A 19736-nucleotide genomic window follows, 5' to 3' on the forward strand; every position below is an offset into this window, starting at 1 on the left:
CGGGCAGTGCCCGGGGGGCGGCGCACCAGCCCCTTGCGTCCCCTCACCGTTTTCGTGCCGGCAGCGCCAACGCCACGCTCCGGGCCAGTGCACGGCCGACCTTTCGTCGGGAGAAATCCACCCAGCTCTCCCGGGCACGGTAAAAAAACCGCTCGGCTCGGCACCGCTCTAGGTTCTGTCCTAGACTGGTTTTCGCCGCGTGACCGGGCAGTCACATCGGCCATGAAAAAGTCGAAACTTTTCGCTTCGGCCCACGGTCAGCTTAAAGGTAGGGTCGCTGCCACTGGTGCATTCCTTGCAACGGCTCCTCCACCCTTTCTGCTTCAGCATTCGAGCAGCTCAGGCTGATCGAAGTGTGGCGCCTTGCGCCCGGCCACAGGAATTGGCCGACAGCATCGGCTGAGGCACAGGAACAGATCGATAAAAAACGGGAGAGACATATGATCAGCGCCGTATTGGACACTCAGGGAGAGCATCCTCAACAGCCAGCCGGTGAACGTGCCGCCCCCTCGACACCGGTTCCGGGGGGCAAGACCCTGTTGCCGCTGGCACGGCAGAACCCCAACCGCAAGCGGGTGCTGTTCGTCACCTCGGAGCTCGCCGACCTGGTGAAGACCGGCGGCCTGGGCGACGTTTCCGCCGCCCTGCCCCGGGCCATGGCCCATCTGCATGACGTACGGGTGCTGATCCCCGGCTACCCCCAGGTGCTGCACAGCGAGAACCCGATCCATGTCATCGGCGAACTGGGCGGCCATGCGGCGCTGCCAGCGTGCAAGATCGGGCGCATGGACATGCCCGACGGCTTGGTGATCTATGTGCTGATCTGCCCTGAGCTCTACGAGCGCGAAGGCACCCCCTACGGCGCCAACAACGGCCGTGACTGGCCGGACAACCACATCCGCTTCGCCCGCCTGGGGCTGGCAGCGGCCGACATCGCCGCCAACCTGGCGCAGATCCACTGGTGCCCCGACCTGGTGCACGCCCATGACTGGCCTGCGGGCCTGACTCCGGCCTACATGCACTGGCGCGGGCAACGTACCCCGACCCTGTTCACCATCCACAACCTGGCCTACCAGGGCGTGGTCAGCCTGGCCTCGTGCCCGGAGCTGGGGATTCCCGAACACGCCCTGCAACAGGAAGGCATGGAGTTCTACGGCAAGCTGTCGTTCTTGAAGGCTGGCATGGCCTACGCCAGCCACATCACCACGGTCAGCGCCACCTACGCCCAGGAAATCACCACCCCGGCCTTCGGCTGCGGGCTGGACGGCTTTCTTGCCAGCAAGACCCAGCAGGGCCTGCTCAGCGGCATTCCCAATGGCATCGACGAGAGCTGGGACGCCGCCACCGATCCACATCTGTTCTGCCCCTTCAGCCTCGGTGACTGGGAGGGCAAGGCCGCCAATGCCAGCCACGTGCGGCAATTGTTCGGCCTGGAGCCCAGCGATGGCCCGCTGTTCGCCGTGGTCTCGCGGCTGGTCTACCAGAAGGGCCTGGACCTCACCGAAGCCGTGGCGCAGTTCATTGTCGAGTCTGGCGGCCAGATCGCCATCATTGGTCGCGGCGAACCCGAAGAAGAGCAGTCCATGAGCGCCCTGGCCCGGCGTTTCCCGGGGCGCATCGGGGTGCACATCGGCTTCAACGAGACCGATGCCCGGCGCATGTTCGCCGGCAGCGACTTCCTGCTCATGCCTTCACGCTACGAGCCCTGCGGCCTCAGCCAGATGTACGCCCAGCGCTTTGGCTCGTTGCCGGTGGCGCGCAACACCGGCGGCCTGGCGGACACCATCGAGAATGGCGTCACCGGTTTTCTCTTCGATGAGTCCACCGTGGCCAGCTACCAGGAAGCCCTGACCCGGGCCTTCAAGGTGTTCGCCTATCCGGCGTTGCTCAACGCCATGCGCTGCCGCGCCATGGCGGCCCCCTTCAACTGGTGCAAGGCGGTGGAGCCCTACGCCGAGCTCTACGAACAACTGGTGGCCAAGGCCCTCGGACAAGCCGCCCGGCAGTAGGGAGGCCCCACCGATGCCGCCAAGCACCGTGCAAACCTGGACCCACGGCGCCCTGCTGCTGGATCCTGCGCGCACCCGCTTCGCCCTGTGGGCGCCGGATGCGGGCTCGGTCAGCGTCGAGCTGGACCACGGCCGGTCGCTGCCCATGCAGCCGCGGCCCGAGGGCTGGTTCGTGCTCGAGGCCGATTGCCCGGCAGGCAGCCGCTACCGCTTTTCCATCGACGGCCAACTCCAGGTGCCGGATCCCGCGTCCCGGTCCCAGGATGGCGATGTCCACGGCCCCAGCCGGGTAGTCGATCCGGCGGCCTATCAGTGGCAGCACCAGCAATGGCGCGGCCGCCCCTGGCACGAGGCGGTGATCTACGAGCTGCACGTGGGCGTCATGGGCGGCTACCTGGCGGTCCGCCAGGCGTTGCCAGCCCTGGTGGAACTGGGGGTGACCGCCATCGAGCTGATGCCCCTGGCGGAATTTCCCGGCGAACGCAACTGGGGCTATGACGGGGTCCTGCCCTATGCCCCGGAAGCCTCCTACGGCACTCCCGAAGACCTCAAGGCGCTGATCGACGCGGCCCACGGCCTGGGCCTGGCGGTGCTCCTCGACGTGGTCTACAACCACTTCGGCCCCGATGGCAATTACCTGCAGCGCTATGCCGCGCCGTTCTTTCGCGACGACCTGCACACCCCCTGGGGCGCAGCCATCGACTTTCGCCAGCGCCCGGTGCGCGAATTCTTCATCGACAACGCCCTGATGTGGCTGCTGGAGTACCGCTTCGACGGCCTGCGCCTGGATGCGGTGCACGCCATCGACGACCCGGACTTTCTCGTGGAGCTGGCCCAACGAGTGCGCCAGGCGGTGCCGGCCGAACGTCACGTGTGGCTCAACCTGGAAAACGAGTTCAACCAGGCCAGCCTGCTGCAGCAGGGTTTCGATGCGCAGTGGAACGATGACGGGCACAACGCCCTGCACGTGCTGCTGACCGGGGAAACCGACGCCTACTACGCCGACTTCGCCGACCGGCCCACCGAGCAACTGGCCCGCTGCCTGAGCCAGGGTTTCGCCTTCCAGGGCCAGGCCAACCGCCACGGTGAATCCCGCGGCGAACCCAGCGGGCACCTGCCCCCCAGTGCCTTCGTGCTGTTCCTGCAGAACCACGACCAGATCGGCAACCGCGCCTTTGGCGAGCGCCTCAACCAATTGGCGCCGCCCCAGGCGCTGCAGGCAGCCACCGCGCTGTTGCTGCTGTCGCCGATGATCCCGCTGCTGTTCATGGGCGACGAAGTGGCCGCCCAGGAACCGTTCCTGTTCTTCACCAGCCACCAGGGCGAACTGGCCGAGGCGGTGCGCGAAGGCCGGCGCAACGAGTTCGCCGCGTTCAGTGCCTTTGCCGACGCCGGGCAACGCCAGCGCATCCCCGACCCGAATGCCCCTTCGACCTTTCACGCCTCGCGCCCGCAAGCCCTGGCGCAACAGGCCGCGGTGACCCGCGAGTGGTACCGCAGTCTGTTGCAGATCCGCCATCGCGAGTTGATCCCGCGGCTGCCCGGCGCCCGCGCCCTGGGCGCTCGGGTGCTGGCCGAAGGCGCCCTGAGTGCAGGTTGGCGCCTGGGCGACGGCAGCCTGCTGTGCATCGATTTGAACCTCAGCCCGCACCGGGTCGAGTGCGCCCCCCTGAGCGGCGCTCGACTGTGCTTCGAGCATCCAGCACAGGCCCACCCGACCGGCGCCCCGCCATTCCTGCCGGCCTTCAGCGTGCGGGTGCAACTGGACGACAAGACCGCCCCTGATGGAGAACGCCCATGAGCAACGCGCCACTGGAAATACTCGCCAGCCGCGCCGGCCTGGCCGTGGACTGGATCGATGCCAACGGCCGCCCGCAAAAGGTCGAGGACCGGGTACTGCGGGCGGTGCTGGCCGGCCTCGGTCACCCGGCCGACGACGACCAGCAGATCCGCGACAGCCTGCAGCAGTTGCAACAACAGCAACAAAGCCGCCACCTGCCACCGCTGCTGACCGCCGATGTCGGCCAGGCCCTGGACCTGGCCCGCTACTTCGCGCCCCTGACGCCATGCCAGGTGCAACTGGAAGACGGCCAGGCCCTGCAACTGCAACTCGATGACGCCAGCCGGCTGACCGGGCTGCTGCCCCCCGGCTACCACCAGGTGAACGTCGAGGACGAGCGCTTCATCCTCGCCGTGGCCCCCGAGCGCTGCTACAGCGTGGCCGACGCCGTGGACCAGGCCACCCCGCGGGCCTGGGGCCTGAGCGTGCAACTCTATGCCCTGCGCCGCAGCGGCGACGGCGGTTTCGGTGACGCCCAGGCCCTGGAGGAGCTGGCCCGCCAGGCTGCCGAACGTGGCGCCGAGGCCCTGGCCATCAGCCCGCTGCATGCGATGTTCAGCAGCGACCCCCAGCGCTACAGCCCCTACTCCCCCTCCAGCCGCCTGTTCCTCAATAGTTTGTACGCCGCCCCCGGGGCGATCTTCGGCGAGCGCGCCTGGCGCAACGCGATCGAAAGCTGCGGCTTGAGCGAGCAGTGGCAGGCACTGGAGCAGCAGCCCCTGATCGACTGGCCCCAGGCCGCCCAGGCCAAGCTGCAGGCCATGCGTGCCTTGTACCAGGGCTTTTGCCACAGTGAGCACCCACTGCATCCGGACTTCGCCAGTTACCGCCAGGCCGCCGGCGAGGCCCTGGAAAACCACTGCCGCTTCGAAGCCATCCAGGCCCAGCGCGCGGCCCGGGGCGAGCCCCTCGACTGGCGCCAGTGGCCCGAACACTGGCGCGACCCGGCCAGCCCGGCCCTGGCTCGCTTCGCCGAGGAGCAGGCCGAGGAAATCGGCTTCCATGCCTTTTGCCAGTGGCTGATCGCACGCAACCTGCAACGGGCGCAAAGCGCAGCCCGCAGCAGCGGCATGGGCATCGGCCTGATCGCCGACCTGGCGGTGGGCGCCGACGGCGGCGGCAGCCAGGCCTGGAGCCGCCAGGACCAGTTGCTGGCGGCGCTGACCGTGGGCGCGCCACCGGACATCCTCAATCGCCAGGGCCAGGGCTGGGGGATTTCCGCCTTTTCCCCGGAGGGCCTGCAACGCCATGGCTTTCGCGCCTTCATCGAGATGCTCCGGGCCAACTTCGCCCACGCCGGTGGCTTGCGCATCGACCATGTGATGGGCCTGCAGCGGCTCTGGGTGATTCCCCTCGGCGCCCCTCCCAGTGACGGCGCCTACCTCTACTATCCCGTGGACGACCTGCTGCGCCTGCTGACCCTGGAATCCCACCGTCACCAGGCCATTGTCCTGGGCGAAGACCTGGGTACAGTGCCCGACGGCCTGCGGGAGAAACTCGCGGCCCGGGCCATGCTCGGCATGCGGGTGCTGCTGTTCGAACAGGACCACGGCTGCCACTTCAAACCCATCCTCGACTGGCCGGACAATGCCCTGGCCACCACCAGTACCCACGACCTGCCGACCCTCAACGGCTGGTGGCACGGCCGCGACATCGACTGGAACCTGCGCCTGGGCCTGGTGGACGAACCCGGTGCGCTGCAGTGGCGCGAACACCGCCAGCGTGAACGCGAGGGCCTGCGCCAGGCCCTCGCCCAGGACCCGCAGAACTTTCGCGAAGAGGCCCACGAAGCCGACCAGGTGCTGGACGCCAGCGTGCGCTTCCTTGGCCATACCCGGGCCCCGTTGGTCCTGCTGCCGCTGGAGGACGCCCTGGGCATCGACGAGCAGGCCAACCTGCCCGGCACCCTCGACACTCACCCCAACTGGCGCCGGCGCCTGGCCAGTGCCAGCCGGCACCTGCTGGACGACGCCGACGCCGCCCGGCGCCTGGAACTGCTGGCCTGCGCCCGGCAACAAGCCCTTGAGCGTGATCGATGAACGAGCCGAGCCAACCCACCCTGCGAGCCAGCCTGCGCCTGCAGTTCCACCGCGACTTCACCCTCGACGACGCCGTGCCCCTGGTGCCCTATTTCGCTCGCCTGGGCATCAGCCACCTCTACGCCTCGCCGCTGCTGTGCGCCCGGGCCGGTTCGATGCACGGCTATGACGTGGTCGACCCGACCCGGGTCAACCCGGAGCTTGGCGGCGAAGCTGCGCTCCGACGCCTGGTGGCGGCCCTGCGCCAGCAGCAGATGGGCCTGATCCTGGATATCGTCTCCAACCACATGGCCGTGGGCGGCGCCGACAATCCCTGGTGGCTGGACCTGTTGCAATGGGGGCGCCTGAGCCCGTACGGCGAGTTCTTCGATATCCAGTGGCACTCCCCGGACCCGTTGATGGAAGGCCAGTTGCTGCTGCCCTTCCTTGCCAGCGACTACGGCGTGGCCCTGCAGGAAGGCAGCCTGCAGCTGCAGCTGGACCACGACCTGCAAGGCTTTCATGTGCAGCACCACGAACACTGCTTCCCGATCTGCCCCACCGATTACGGGGAACTGCTGCGGCTGGACAGCCTCCTGGACAGCAACGCGGCCGCCGCCCTGAAGGACCTGGCCGACGGCTTTGCCGCCTTGCGCTTCAACAGCGACGCCCATGCCCAGGCCCAGCCCTTGCAGCAGGCCCTGGGCCAACGGCTGCAGCAGGCGCCGCTGCGCCAGGCCGTTGAGGGCCACCTGCAGCACTACGATTCCCGGCAGCCGCAAGGTTTCAACCGCCTGCATCAGCTGCTGGAGCAGCAGAGCTACCGCCTGGCCAGTTGGCGTACCGCAGCCGACGACATCAACTGGCGGCGCTTCTTCGACGTCAATGAACTGGGGGGCCTGCGGGTCGAGCGTCCGGCGGTGTTCAAGGCCACCCACGCGAAGATCTTCGAGTTGATCGAACAGGGCCTGGTGGACGGGCTGCGCATCGATCATGTCGACGGCCTGGCCGATCCCCGGGGCTATTGCCGCAAGCTGCGGCGGCGGGTCGATGCCCTGCGCCCCGGCGAACACCTGCCGATCTACGTCGAGAAGATCCTTGGCGCCGGCGAGACCCTGCACCGCGACTGGGGGGTGGACGGCAGCACCGGCTACGAATTCATGAACCAGCTGTCGCTGCTGCAACAGGCGCCCAGTGGCCAGCCGCTGCTGGCTGAGCTCTGGAGCCGGCACAGCCAGCGCCCGGCCGACTTCGAGGCCGAGGCCCGGCTGGCGCGCCAGCAGATCCTCAACGGCTCCCTGGCCGGCGACTTTGAAAGCGTCGCCCAGGCCCTGCTGCAAGTGGCGCGGCTGGACCTGATGAGCCGCGACCTGACCCTGGGCGCGATCCGCCGGGCCCTGCAGGAGCTGATCGTGCATTTCCCGGTGTACCGCACCTACATCAGCGCCTGCGGCCGAGGCCGGCAGGACCAGCACTTTTTCCAGCAGGCCCTGGACGGCGCCCGGTCCCGCCTGAGCGAGGCCGACTGGCCGGTGCTCGACTACCTGCAGCACTGGCTGGGTGGCCAGGGCTGGCGCCGCCAGCCGCCCGGCCGCCCGCGCAAGCTGCTGCGCCATGCCTGCGTGCGCTTCCAGCAACTTACTTCACCGGCGGCGGCCAAGGCGGTGGAGGACACCGCCTTCTACCGTAGCGCGGTGCTGCTGGCGCGCAACGACGTGGGCTTCAACCCCGAGCAGTTCAGCGCCCCGCCGGCGGCCTTCCACAGGGCTTGCGAACAGCGCCTGGAGGCCTTCCCCGACAACCTGTTGAGCACCGCCACCCATGACCACAAGCGCGGTGAAGACAGCCGGGCGCGCCTGGCGGTGCTCAGTGAGCGCGCCGACTGGTACGCACGCCAGGTTGCCGATTGGCGCCAGCAGGCGACGGCCTTGCGCCAGCGTGCCGACGCCCCCTCTGCCGGCGATGAACTGATCCTCTACCAGAGCCTGCTGGGCAGTTGGCCCCTGGACCTGCAGGCCGACGATCCCGAGGCCCTGGAAGAATACGCCGGGCGGATCTGGCAATGGCAGCTCAAGGCCTTGCGCGAAGCCAAACTGCACAGCAGCTGGGCCGCCCCGAACCCGGAATACGAAGGCGCGGTGCAGGCCTTCGTCGAGGTCCTGCTGCGTTCACCCCGGGGCCTGGCGCTGCGCCAGTCGATCGCTGCGGCAGTCCAGGCCATCGCCCCGGCCGGGGCCCTCAACAGCCTGGCGCAAACTTTGCTGCGCATGACCGTACCGGGGGTGCCGGACCTGTACCAGGGCAACGAGTTCTGGGACTTCAGCCTGGTCGACCCGGACAACCGCCGGCCCGTGGACTACTTGGCCCGGCAACGGGCACTGGAGGGCCCGGACGATCCACGCGAGTGGCTTGCCCAGTGGCGCGACGGGCGTATCAAGCAAGGCCTGATTGCCCGCACCCTGGGCCTGCGCCGCCAATACCCGGAGCTGTTTCGCCGGGGGCATTACCAGCCCTTGCCGGTGCTTGGTGAACAGGCCGGGCGGGTCCTGGCCTTCATGCGCGAATACCAGGCGCAACGGCTGCTGGTGATCGTGCCGATCCAGGTCGCCGGGCTGCTGGAGCACAGCGCACGGCCCCAGGTGGATGCGCCACTTTGGGGCGATACCCGGGTGCAGCTACCGTTCGCCGCCTCGGCTCGCAACTTGAATGGACTTTTTCCGATGGGGGCAGTCACACCCCACAGGGAGCTGATGATCAGTGCCGTTTTGCAAGATTTTGCGCTCAACCTTTTGATCCAACCTTGAGTTCAGTCCAGGAGCATTGCGATGAGTACCGACGACAAACGCATTCGAGAGTTTGCCTATCAGATCTGGGAATCGGAAGGCAAGCCTGAAGGCCACGAGGCCCGTCATTGGGAGATGGCGCGCAAGCTCGCCGAGGCCGAGGCCCTGGCGCCGAGCAAATCGCCCAGGGCCGGCAAGGCCAAACCTGCGCCAGCCAAGGCCGCCGCCAAGCCCAAGGCCAAGTCGGCCGCTGCCCTGGTGGTGCCGCCGGGCGAACAGCCGCAGGTGGCGAAGAAACCCCGGGCACCGCGCAAGCCGCCCGCCAACTGACACCGCTCCCGCCCTGATCGTTGGCGTGCCCCCGTGGTGCCGTGCGGCGCCACAACCACCGCGCGCGCCCGCAACAAACCCGACGACCTGGCCCGTCACCCGGCCCAGTAACCGCGCACACCTTGACTGCAGGAGCAATCATGACCCGACCCCAGCCGCCCCAAACCTCCACTCCCGAGTGCGACGCCTCGCGCATTCGTGAAGGCTTGCCCTTCCCCCTCGGCGCCACCTGGGACGGCCTGGGGGTCAATTTCGCGCTGTTCTCGGCCAATGCCACCAAGGTCGAGCTCTGTGTGTTCGACGACGCCGGTGAAGTGGAACTCGAACGCATCGAACTGCCGGAGTACACCGACGAAATCTTCCACGGCTACTTGCCCGACGCCCATCCCGGGCTGATCTACGGCTATCGGGTATACGGCCCCTACGATCCGGCCAACGGTCACCGCTTCAACCCCAACAAGCTGCTGATCGACCCCTATGCCAAGCAGTTGGTGGGCCAATTGAAATGGTCCGAGGCGCTGTTCGGCTACACCATCGGCCACCCCGATGCCGACCTCAGCTTTGACGAGCGCGACAGCGCGCCCTTCGTGCCCAAGTGCAAGGTCATCGACCCGGCCCACACCTGGGGCAACGACCAGCGGGTCAGCGTGCCCTGGGACAAGACCCTGATCTACGAGACCCACGTGCGCGGCTTTACCATGCGGCACCCGGCGGTGCCGGAGCACCTGCGGGGCACCTTCGCCGGGTTGATGGTGGACGATGTGCTGGAGCACATCCGCAAGCTCGGGGTGTCTTCGGTGGAACTGCTGCCGATCCACGCCTTCGTCAACGACCAGCACCTGCTGCACAAGGGCATGACCAACTACTGGGGCTACAACAGCATCGCCTTCTTCGCCCCCGACCCGCGCTACCTGGCCAGCGGCAAGATCGCCGAGTTCAAGGAAATGGTCGCGCACCTGCATGAGGCCGGGCTGGAGGTGCTGCTGGACGTGGTCTACAACCACACCGCCGAAGGCAACGAGCAAGGCCCGACCCTGTCCATGCGCGGCATCGACAATGCCTCCTACTACCGCCTGATGCCCGATGACAAGCGCTTCTACATCAACGACTCGGGCACCGGCAACACCCTGGACCTGAGCCACCCCTGCGTGCTGCAGATGGTCACCGACTCGCTGCGCTACTGGGCCACGGAAATGCACGTGGACGGCTTCCGCTTCGATCTGGCAACCATCCTCGGGCGCTACCACGACGGTTTCGACGAGCGCCACAGCTTCCTCGTGGCCTGTCGCCAGGACCCGCTGCTGCGCCAGGTGAAGATGATCGCCGAACCCTGGGACTGCGGGCCCGGCGGCTACCAGGTGGGCAATTTCCCACCGGGCTGGATGGAATGGAACGACCGCTTCCGCGACACCGTGCGCGCCTTCTGGAAAGGCGACGACGGCCAGTTGGCAGACTTCGCCGGGCGCCTGACCGCCTCCGGCGAGATGTTCAACCAGCGCGGCCGGCGGCCCTATGCCTCGGTCAACTTCGTCACCGCCCATGACGGTTTCACCCTGCACGACCTGGTGTCCTACAACGACAAGCACAACGAAGCCAACGACGAGAACAACCAGGACGGCAGCAACAACAACCTGTCCTGGAACCACGGCGTCGAAGGCCCCACCGACGACCCCGAGATCAATGCCCTGCGCCTGCGCCAGATGCGCAACTTCTTCGCCACCCTGCTGCTGGCCCAGGGCACACCGATGCTGGTGGCCGGCGATGAGTTCGCCCGCACCCAGCACGGCAACAACAATGCCTACTGCCAGGACAGCGAGATCGGCTGGGTCAACTGGGACCTGGACGCCGACGGCAAGTCGCTGCTCAAGTTCGTCAAGCGCCTGATCAAGCTGCGCATGAGCTACCCGATCCTGCGGCGCGGGCGCTTCCTGGTGGGCAACTACAACGAGGACATCGGGGTCAAGGACGTCACCTGGCTGGCCCCGGACGGTACGGAAATGACCACCGAGCACTGGCAGGATGCCCACGGCCGCTGCCTGGGCATGCTCCTCGACGGTCGCGCCCAGGAAACCGGAATTCGTCGCCCCGGGGCCGATGCCACGGTGCTGCTGGTGGTCAACGCCCACCACGACATTGTCAACTTCCGCCTGCCCCAGGTGCCCGCCGGAGAGTTCTGGACCTGCATGATCGACACCAATCAGCCCGCGGTGCGTGGCCAGGAGCGCTTTGCCTTTGACCATGAATACTCGGTCACCGGGCGCTCGCTGCTGCTCTTCGAACTCCAGCACGGCTCGGGCAACGGCGAGGCCGAGGGCTGAAAAACTGTGACGCAGTGCGTTGTTGCAGCTTTATCGGCGATTGCTTGCGCTGCGGGAGGCAATTGCCGTCTACCCTGATAAACGACACCTCAAGGGGCCAACGAGCCGTGTATGATTGGCCCCCTGATTCACGGCAACCCAAGGTAGGGAACGCCGGTATGCCACGCTGCGGCCGATGCCGGATACACAGCGTGGGGTACGAACCCCAGGACACCTGCGAACGTCGAACCACTGACCCGCGTGTGCCGCACAGGAACAGGGATGTGACACCTCATGAAAGCCATACCCGCTATAGACAGCATCTGGCCCAGCCAGATCTGGAACTCTGCCCGCAGCCTGGCCGATGTCCCGGCCATCAACCTCGCCAACCTGGTGCCCGCCGGCTCCCGCGCGGTGATCGTCGCCCCCCACCCCGGTGACGAAGTGGTCGCCAGCGGCGGCCTGCTGCAAGTCCTCGCCCATCACGGCCACCCCTTGCAGCTGATCTCCATCAGCGACGGCAGCGCCAGCCACCCGGGCTCGGAACTGTGGCCCAAGCGCCGCTTAAGTGTCTTTCGCCCCCAGGAGAGCGCCGAGGCCCTGCGTCGCCTGGGGTTGCCGCTGCACAGCCTGAAATGGATTCGCGGCGGTTTTACCGACCGAGCCCTGAGCGAACGGGAACAACAGCTGGTGCCCTTCATCAGCCGCTACCTGCGCGCCAGCGATGTGGTGTTCAGTACCTGGCGCGCCGACGGCAACCTGGATCACGAAGCCGTGGGCCGGGCCACCGCCAAGGCCGCAGCGCTGGTGGGTGCGCGCTTTCATGAAATCCCCGTGTGGGCCTGGCACTGGTCGCCCCGGGAGGAGCACCAGATCCCCTGGCATCGGGCCCGCAAGCTGCGCCTGGACACCTGGACCGTGGCCCGCAAGCGCCACGCCGCCCATGCCTACGCCAGCCAGTTGCAGGGCGAACCCGCCATCGGCCTGGAAGCGTCGCTGTCGCCGGTGCTGCTGGAGCGCCTGCGCCTGCCCTACGAAATCATCCTGATGTAGCCGGCCCGGTCAAAATCCACTGGAACGCCGGCGCCGGTCATCAGTCCCAGTGGTATCGGCCACTGATTCAGAGGAGCCAGCGTGAGCAGTGATTCCCCCCGCCAGCCAGCCCCCGACGCGACCCGCCGCCTGCGCGTGCTGACCGTCAACACCCATAAGGGCTTCACCGCCCTGAACCGGCGTTTCATTCTCCCGGAGCTGCGCGAGGCAGTGCGCAGCACCGGTTCCGACCTGGTGTTTCTCCAGGAAGTGCTGGGCGAGCATGAGCGCCATGCCTCGCGCCTGGACAACTGGCCACAGCAGTCGCAATACGAGTTTCTCGCCGACAGCATGTGGAGCGACTACGCCTACGGGCGCAACGCGGTATACCCCGACGGTCATCATGGCAACGCCCTGCTGTCGAAGTTTCCGATTCGCCAGTACCGCAACCTCGACGTTTCCATCACCGGCCCCGAGCGCCGGGGGTTGCTGCACTGCGTCCTCGATGTGCCCGGGCACGCCGAAGTGCACGCCATCTGCGTGCACCTGAGCCTGCTGGAGAGTCACCGGCAGCTGCAGTTGGCCCTGCTCTGCCAGTTGCTCGAATCCCTGCCCGACCAGGCTCCGGTGATCATCGCCGGCGATTTCAACGACTGGCAGCTGCGCGGCAACACCACCCTGGGCCGGCGCAACGACCTGCATGAGGCCTTCGAGCGCCATCACGGGCGCCCGGCCAAGACCTACCCGGCGCGCTGGCCGCTGCTGCGCCTGGACCGCATCTACCTGCGCAACGCCAGCAGCCAGCGCCCGCAGATCCTCGGCAACAAACCCTGGACCCACCTCTCCGACCACCTGCCCCTGGCGGTGGACGTGCACCTGCCGCTCGGGGCCGCACATCAGAATCCCTGAGCAAAAGACCGGCGGCACGGGCAGAATCGTCCATGCTTTTTCCCCGACCTGATCCTCGGCGCATCCGCTCCGGGGCTGGCCGGATCCGAGCAGAAGGAGTCAAGCGATGAGCGATAAACCCACGATCGTCCTGGTCCATGGATTCTGGGGCGGTGCCGCCCACTGGAACCGGGTCATAGCTGAACTGCTGGACCGGGGCTACGAGAAGATCCGCGCGGTGGAACTGCCCCTGACCTCCCTGGCCGAGGACGTTGCCCGCACCCGCAAGATGGTGGCCCAGCAAACCGGGCCGGTGTTGCTCGTGGGGCATTCCTACGGCGGCGCGGTGATCACCGAGGCCGGCCACGAAGCCAATGTTGCAGGCCTGGTGTACATTGCCGCCTTCGCCCCCGACCAGGGTGAAAGCCCCGGCGGCCTGACCCAGGAGTTCCCTCCTGAAGCGGCGGCCAACCTGGAGCCGGACAGCGACGGCTACCTCTGGGTGCGCCCGGAGCGCTTCCAGCAAAGCTTCTGCCAGGACCTGAGCCCCCGGGAAGGCCTGGTCCTGGGCCTGACCCAGAAGGCGCCCCTGGCCAGCACCTTCGGTGACACCCTCGGCGCCCCGGCCTGGCGCAACAAGCCGTCGTGGTACCAGGTGTCCAGTGCCGACCGGATGATCGCCCCCAAGAACCAGGAGCGCATGGCCGCGCGCCTGAACGCGCGCAAGGTGATCCACCTGGACGCCAGCCACGCCTCTCTGGCCTCCCAGCCCGCTGCCGTGGCGACGCTGATCGCCGAAGCCGCGCAAGCCCTCTAGTCCACCCTTCCGATCGCGGCGACAAGGCCCGCCAGGCCTTGCTCGCCGGATGGTCGCGCACTTACCCAGGGGCCCGGATCCGTCACTGGCCTGTGACCGGCGCCGGGATCAGCGATCTGGCCGCAGGATCAGCACTGCCAGGGGCGGCAGGTTGAGCGCCAGGGACAGGGCCTGGCCATGGCTCGCCAGTTCCTCACTGAATGCTTCGCCGCCGTTGCCGTAGTTGGAACCGGCGTACAACTGCGAGTCACTGTTGAGCAACTCGCTCCAGCGCCCCGCCACCGGCACCCCAACGCGGTAGGCCTGGCGCGGCACCGGGGTGAAGTTGGCCACCACCAGCAACGGCTCGCCCTGCCGGCTCCAGCGCAGCCAGGCATACACGCTGTTGATCGCGTCGTCGCCGATCAGCCACTGGAAGCCCTGAGGCGCATCGTCCTGATCGTGCAACGCCGGATACTCGCGGTACAGCTGGTTGAGGTCGCTTACCAGGCGCTGCACCCCGCGATGCTCGGGGTATTGCAGCAGGTACCAGTCCAGTTGCTGGTCGTGATTCCACTCGCGCCACTGGCCGAACTCGCACCCCATGAACAGCAGCTTCTTGCCCGGGTGGGCCCACATGAAGCTCAGGTAGGCCCGCAGGTTGGCGAACTTCTGCCAGCGGTCGCCGGGCATCTTGTCGATCAGCGAATGCTTGCCGTGCACCACTTCATCGTGGGAGATCGGCAGGATGAAACGCTCGGACCAGGCGTACACCAGGCCGAAGCTCAACTCGTTGTGATGGTGGGCGCGGTACACCGGGTCCTGCTGGATGTAGTGCAGCGAGTCGTGCATCCAGCCCATGTTCCATTTATAGGCGAACCCCAGCCCGCCCTGGGCCGTGCCCTGGCTGACCCCGGGCCAGGCCGTGGACTCCTCGGCGATCACCAGCGCGCCCGGGGCTTCCAGGGCCACCACATCGTTGAGGTGGCGCAGGAAATCGATGGCCTCCAGGTTCTCCCGGCCGCCGTGGCGGTTGGGCACCCACTCCCCGGCCTTGCGCGAATAGTCGCGATAGAGCATCGAGGCCACGGCGTCCACCCGCAGCCCGTCGACATGGAAATGCTTGAGCCAGTGCAGGGCCGAGGCCAGCATGAAGCCATGGACCTCGGTGCGCCCGAGGTTGTAGATCAGGGTGTCCCAATCCTGGTGAAAGCCTTCCAGGGGGTTGCCGTACTCATACAGCGCGGTGCCGTCGAACTGGGCCAGGCCGTGGGCATCGGTAGGGAAATGCGCCGGCACCCAGTCGAGGATCACCCCGATCTGCTCCTGGTGGCAGGCGTTGACGAAGGCCGCGAAGTCGCTCGGCGTGCCATAGCGGGCGCTGGGGGCGAACTGCGACAGCGGCTGATAGCCCCAGGAGCCGCCAAACGGGTGCTCCATGATCGGCATCAGCTCGATATGGGTGAACCCCAGGTCCTTGACGTAGGGGATCAGCCGCTCGGCCAGTTCGGCCCAGTTGTACTGGCGTGCCACTTCCCCCAGGTCGTCCACCTCGCATTGCCAGGAACCGGCATGCAGTTCATAGATCGACAGCGGCGCGTCCACCCGCTGGCGCTCGCCCCGGGCCTGCATCCACGCCTGGTCCTGCCAGTCGACCTGCAGGGGCGCGGCAACCTTGGAGGCGGTGTCCGGCGGCAGTTGGGTGGCCAGTGCCATGGGGTCGGCCTTGAGCGGCAGGATCCCGTCGGGGCCGAGAATCTCGTACTTGTAGGCCTCACCGGCCTGCAGGCGCGGAATGAACAACTCCCAGACCCCGGAGGGATGGCGCAGGCGCATCGGATGGCGGCGCCCGTCCCAGATGTTGAAGTCCCCCACCACCGAGACCCGCCGGGCATTCGGTGCCCAGACCGCGAAGCGCACACCGGCGATGCCATCGACCGTCACCAGCTGCGCCCCCAGGCAGGCACTCAGGTCCCGGTGATTGCCTTCGGCAAACAGGTACAGGTCCATCTCCCCCAGCAGCGGGCCAAAGCTGTAGGGGTCCTCGGTGACCTGTTCACCACCGGCCCATTGGATCCGCAGCAGGTAAGCCCGCTCCTGGGGCAAATGCCCGGTGAACAGCCCCGCTACCTCGCCGACCTGGAGGCTGCCGAGCACCTCCTGATGCTCAGGGTCCAGCACCTGCACGCTCAGGGCACCGGGCAGGAAGGCGCGGATGAATTGTCCGCCGGCGCCATCGCCATGGGGGCCGAGGATGGCGAACGGATCGTTCTGTTCGGCCCGTACCAGGGCATCGATGGCCTTGGCTGAAGGTTGCGATGCCGATGGGTTCTTTCCCTGTTCCTTGTTCGAGAAACTCATGACTGCTCTCCACCACTCTCAATATCGGAAAAGGGTTTCAGTTCACTCAACAACCCCACCAGGCCACGCAACGGTACGTGCAGCCAGGCGGGACGGTTTTCTGCTTCATAGGCCAGCTCATAGGCGGCCTTCTCCAGGCTGAACAGCGCCAGGGCGGCCTCTGCGGCGTCGGGTTCCTGCCAGCCATGGCCAAGATTAGCCGTCGCCAGCCGATACGCCTCGACAAAGGCCTGGCGCGACTCCTTCAGGTAGTGCTGCAGCACTTTTTCCCGCCCGCTCCGGGCCTGTGCCCCGTCCATGGCCGGGGCCTCAAGGGCCATGGCCGCAGCGTAATCGAAGGAGCGCAACACCCCGCTGACATCCTTGTAGGGGCTGTGCTTGCCTCGGCGCTCGGCCAGGGGCCGCGCCGGCTCGCCCTCGAAGTCGATGAAGTAGGCGTCGCCCTTGATCACCAGCACCTGGCCCAGGTGCAGGTCGCCGTGGACGCGGATGCGCAAGCCCCCCACCAACTGTTTCGCCAGGTGCCGGACATGCCCCAGGATCTGCGCCTGGTGCTGCACCAAGCGATCCACCCGCTGCTGGTCAGCCGCACTCAACCCCGCCTGGTGCTGGGTGAGCAATTGCAACCCGCGTTCCAACTGCCCGGCGACCTGGCGCTCCCAGGCCTCGACATCCTTGCCGGTACTGACTTGCGGGGCAAAGTCCGGGTTGTCGCCGGGGGTGGCCAGCAGCCCGTGCATCTGCCCCAGGCGCAACCCCAGCAGGCCGGCGAAGTCCTTGAGCTCGCCCAGGGCGTTGTAGTGCTGCTCCTGCTCGGAAATGGCCTCGGCCAGTTCGTCGCGCATCGCCCGCTCCAGGTTGTTCTGGGTCCACTCCCAGGCGTCGCCCTGATTGCTCAGGTAGCCCTGGGCGATCATCAGCAAGTGATCCTCGCCCTGCTCGTCGCGGCGCACCACCGAACCGAGCAAGGGCGAGATGTGGGCAAACCCTGCCGCGGTGAGGAAGGCGCCCATTTCCAGTTCCGGATGCACGCCCGCTGCCACCTTGCGTATCAGCTTCAACACCAGGCTGGTGCCCACCACCACCGAACTGTTGGACTGCTCCGCCGACAGGTAGCGCACCTCGGACTCGGCCCCCAGGCCCAGCCCGGCCAGCTGCGTGGTGGCCTGGAAGCGGATCTGCCCGGCGCTGCTGTCCAGCCGGGTCTGTGCCTGCAGCGCCAGGAGCACGCTGCGCACGAAACTGTCGAGGGCGAAAGCGTCGGTGATCAGCCCCACCTGCCGGCCACGGCGTACCCGGGCCATGGCCAGTTGCTGGGGCAAGGCACTGCTGATCTGCTCTTCTGCCAGCAGGCCGAAGGGCAACTGATAACGCTGCGCCTGGCCCGGGCTGCCGACCTCGATCTCGCTGAGCAGCACCGGGTGCTGCGGGTCGCCAAAACGCACGCCGTAGGCGATCCGCACCTGCCCGATGGCGGCATCCTTGCCGGCGAACCAGCGACGCTTGGGCAGCCAGTTGGGCAGCACTTCGTGCTCCAGGGTGGTGCGCGAGGGTGCCTCGAGCAATTCTTCGAGGCGTTTCTTCAGCACCAGGGTGGTGAAGTCGGGCAGGCTCTGGGCCGGTTCCACGTGCCAGCTGGGCATCTGGTTTTCCGCAGCCAGGGCAAACCAGTAGAAGCCATAGGGCGCCAGGGTCAGGAGGAAATTCAATTGGCCGATGGGCGGAAAGGCGTTCCCGCCGAGCATCTCCACCGGCACCATGCCGGCGAATGCCGAGAGGTCCAGCTCCGCCGCCTGGGCGCTGCGCGAGACGTTGGCCACGCAGAGGATGATTTCCGGCTTGCCATCGGGCCCGGTGTATTCCCGGGTGTAGGCCAGGATCCGCCGGTTGCTCGGCGACAGCATCTTCAGGCTGCCGCGGCCAAAGGCCTTGGACTGCTTGCGCAGCGCCAGCATGCGCCGGGTCCAGTTGAGCAGCGAATGGGGGTCGGCGGACTGGGTCTCGACGTTGACCGACTGGAAACCGTACAGCGGATCCATGATCGGCGGCAGCACCAGGCTCGCCGGATCGGCCCGGGAGAAGCCGCCATTGCGGTCGATCGACCATTGCATCGGCGTGCGCACGCCGTCGCGGTCTCCCAGGTAGATGTTGTCGCCCATGCCGATCTCGTCGCCGTAGTAGAGGGTCGGGGTGCCGGGCATCGACAGCAGCAGGCTGTTGAGCAGTTCGATGCGCCGCCGGTCACGCTCCATCAACGGCGCCAGGCGGCGGCGAATCCCCAGGTTGATCCGCGCACGGCGGTCGGCGGCGTAGTAGTTCCACAGGTAGTCGCGTTCCTTGTCGGTGACCATCTCCAGGGTCAGCTCATCGTGGTTGCGCAGGAAGATTGCCCACTGGCAGTGGGCCGGGATCTCCGGGGTCTGGCGCAGGATATCGGTGATGGGAAAGCGGTCTTCCTGGGCCAGGGCCATGTACATCCGCGGCATCAGCGGAAAGTGGAAGGCCATGTGGCATTCGTCGCCGTCGTCGCCCTTGGCGTCGCCGAAATACAGCTGGGTGTCCTCCGGCCACTGGTTGGCCTCGGCCAGGAGCATGCGGTCCGGGTAGTTGGCGTCGATCTCGGCGCGGATCGCCTTGAGCACCTCGTGGGTCTCGGGCAGGTTCTCGTTGTTGCTGCCATCACGCTCGATCAGGTAGGGAATGGCGTCCAGGCGCAGGCCGTCGATGCCCATGTCCAGCCAGTAGCGCATCACTGACAGCACCGCCTTGAGCACCTGGGGATTGTCGAAGTTGAGGTCCGGCTGGTGGGAGTAGAAGCGGTGCCAGAAGTACTGGCCGGCCACCGGATCCCAGGTCCAGTTGGACTTTTCCGTGTCGAGAAAGATGATCCGCGTACCGGCGTACTTCTGGTCGTCATCGGACCACACATAGAAGTTGCGCGCCGCCGAGCCCGGCCGGGCCTTGCGTGCCCGCTGGAACCAGGGGTGCTGGTCGGAGGTGTGGTTGATCACCAGCTCGGTGATCACCCGCAGGCCGCGCTTGTGGGCCTCGGCGATAAAGCGCCGGGCATCCGCCAGGGTCCCGTAGTCGGGACTGACCCCTCGGTACTCGGCAATGTCGTAGCCATCGTCGCGCCGTGGCGAGGGGTAGAACGGCAGCAGCCAGAGGGTGTTGACCCCCAGGTCCTTGATGTAGTCAAGCTTGGCGATCAGCCCCGGAAAGTCGCCGATCCCGTCGTTGTTGGAATCGAAATAGGACTTCACATGCACCTGGTAGATCACCGCGTCCTTGTACCAGAGCGGGTCCTTGATAAAGGTCGTGGGGCGAGGCTTCTTGGCCATGTCGGACTCCTGAAAAAAGTGAATTCGCAGCCGCCACAAAC

At 67.0% G+C, this 19736-nt stretch carries 11 protein-coding genes; 9 read left to right on the forward strand and 2 right to left on the reverse strand.

Annotated elements, in window-relative coordinates; translation table 11 throughout:
- Positions 1 to 440 precede the first annotated feature (440 nt).
- The 9 genes from glgA (at position 441) to U873_RS0106600 (ending at position 14014) form a co-directional block, all read left to right on the forward strand.
- Positions 441 to 2009 (forward strand): glycogen synthase GlgA, encoded by a 1569-nt coding sequence (gene glgA, locus U873_RS0106560; RefSeq protein WP_025127484.1) that lies wholly within the window; start codon positions 441 to 443, stop codon positions 2007 to 2009.
- Between the two features lie 13 nt (positions 2010 to 2022).
- A complete protein-coding gene (gene treZ / locus U873_RS0106565; protein WP_025127485.1) occupies positions 2023 to 3810 on the forward strand; it encodes a malto-oligosyltrehalose trehalohydrolase in 1788 nt (595 codons plus the stop codon).
- Positions 3807 to 5888 (forward strand): 4-alpha-glucanotransferase, encoded by a 2082-nt coding sequence (gene malQ, locus U873_RS0106570; RefSeq protein WP_025127486.1) that lies wholly within the window; start codon positions 3807 to 3809, stop codon positions 5886 to 5888. The genes treZ and malQ overlap by 4 nt, the downstream gene beginning before the upstream one ends.
- Positions 5885 to 8671: a malto-oligosyltrehalose synthase gene (locus U873_RS0106575; RefSeq protein WP_025127487.1), complete on the forward strand. Its 2787-nt coding sequence runs from the start codon at positions 5885 to 5887 to the stop codon at positions 8669 to 8671. Before malQ ends, U873_RS0106575 begins: the two co-directional genes overlap by 4 nt.
- Before the next feature lie 21 nt (positions 8672 to 8692).
- Positions 8693 to 8980, forward strand: coding sequence for a DUF2934 domain-containing protein (locus tag U873_RS0106580; RefSeq protein WP_025127488.1), 288 nt, complete (start codon positions 8693 to 8695; stop codon positions 8978 to 8980).
- Between the two features lie 140 nt (positions 8981 to 9120).
- The gene (gene glgX, locus U873_RS0106585; RefSeq protein ID WP_025127489.1) at positions 9121 to 11298 is read left to right on the forward strand and encodes a glycogen debranching protein GlgX; all 2178 of its coding nucleotides are present in this window, start codon (positions 9121 to 9123) and stop codon (positions 11296 to 11298) included.
- 273 nt (positions 11299 to 11571) lie between these two features.
- Entirely contained in the window at positions 11572 to 12330 is a 759-nt protein-coding gene (locus U873_RS0106590; RefSeq protein WP_025127490.1) for a PIG-L deacetylase family protein, read from the forward strand.
- Between the two features lie 81 nt (positions 12331 to 12411).
- A complete protein-coding gene (locus tag U873_RS0106595; RefSeq protein WP_025127491.1) occupies positions 12412 to 13218 on the forward strand; it encodes an endonuclease/exonuclease/phosphatase family protein in 807 nt (268 codons plus the stop codon).
- Between the two features lie 106 nt (positions 13219 to 13324).
- Complete coding sequence (locus tag U873_RS0106600) at positions 13325 to 14014, forward strand: alpha/beta hydrolase (protein WP_025127492.1); 690 nt, start codon at positions 13325 to 13327, stop codon at positions 14012 to 14014.
- Positions 14015 to 14122: 108 nt separating this feature from the next.
- Here the strand turns inward: U873_RS0106600 and glgB are convergent, their stop codons facing one another.
- Both glgB and treS read right to left on the reverse strand, forming a co-directional pair.
- Positions 14123 to 16354 (reverse strand): 1,4-alpha-glucan branching protein GlgB, encoded by a 2232-nt coding sequence (gene glgB / locus U873_RS0106605; protein ID WP_025127493.1) that lies wholly within the window; start codon positions 16352 to 16354, stop codon positions 14123 to 14125.
- Positions 16351 to 19695: a maltose alpha-D-glucosyltransferase gene (gene treS, locus U873_RS0106610; protein ID WP_025127494.1), complete on the reverse strand. Its 3345-nt coding sequence runs from the start codon at positions 19693 to 19695 to the stop codon at positions 16351 to 16353. Before treS ends, glgB begins: the two co-directional genes overlap by 4 nt.
- Positions 19696 to 19736 lie beyond the last annotated feature (41 nt).

The sequence above is a fragment of the Pseudomonas sp. PH1b genome (genome assembly GCF_000633395.1).
Taxonomy (GTDB): Bacteria; Pseudomonadota; Gammaproteobacteria; order Pseudomonadales; family Pseudomonadaceae; genus Aquipseudomonas.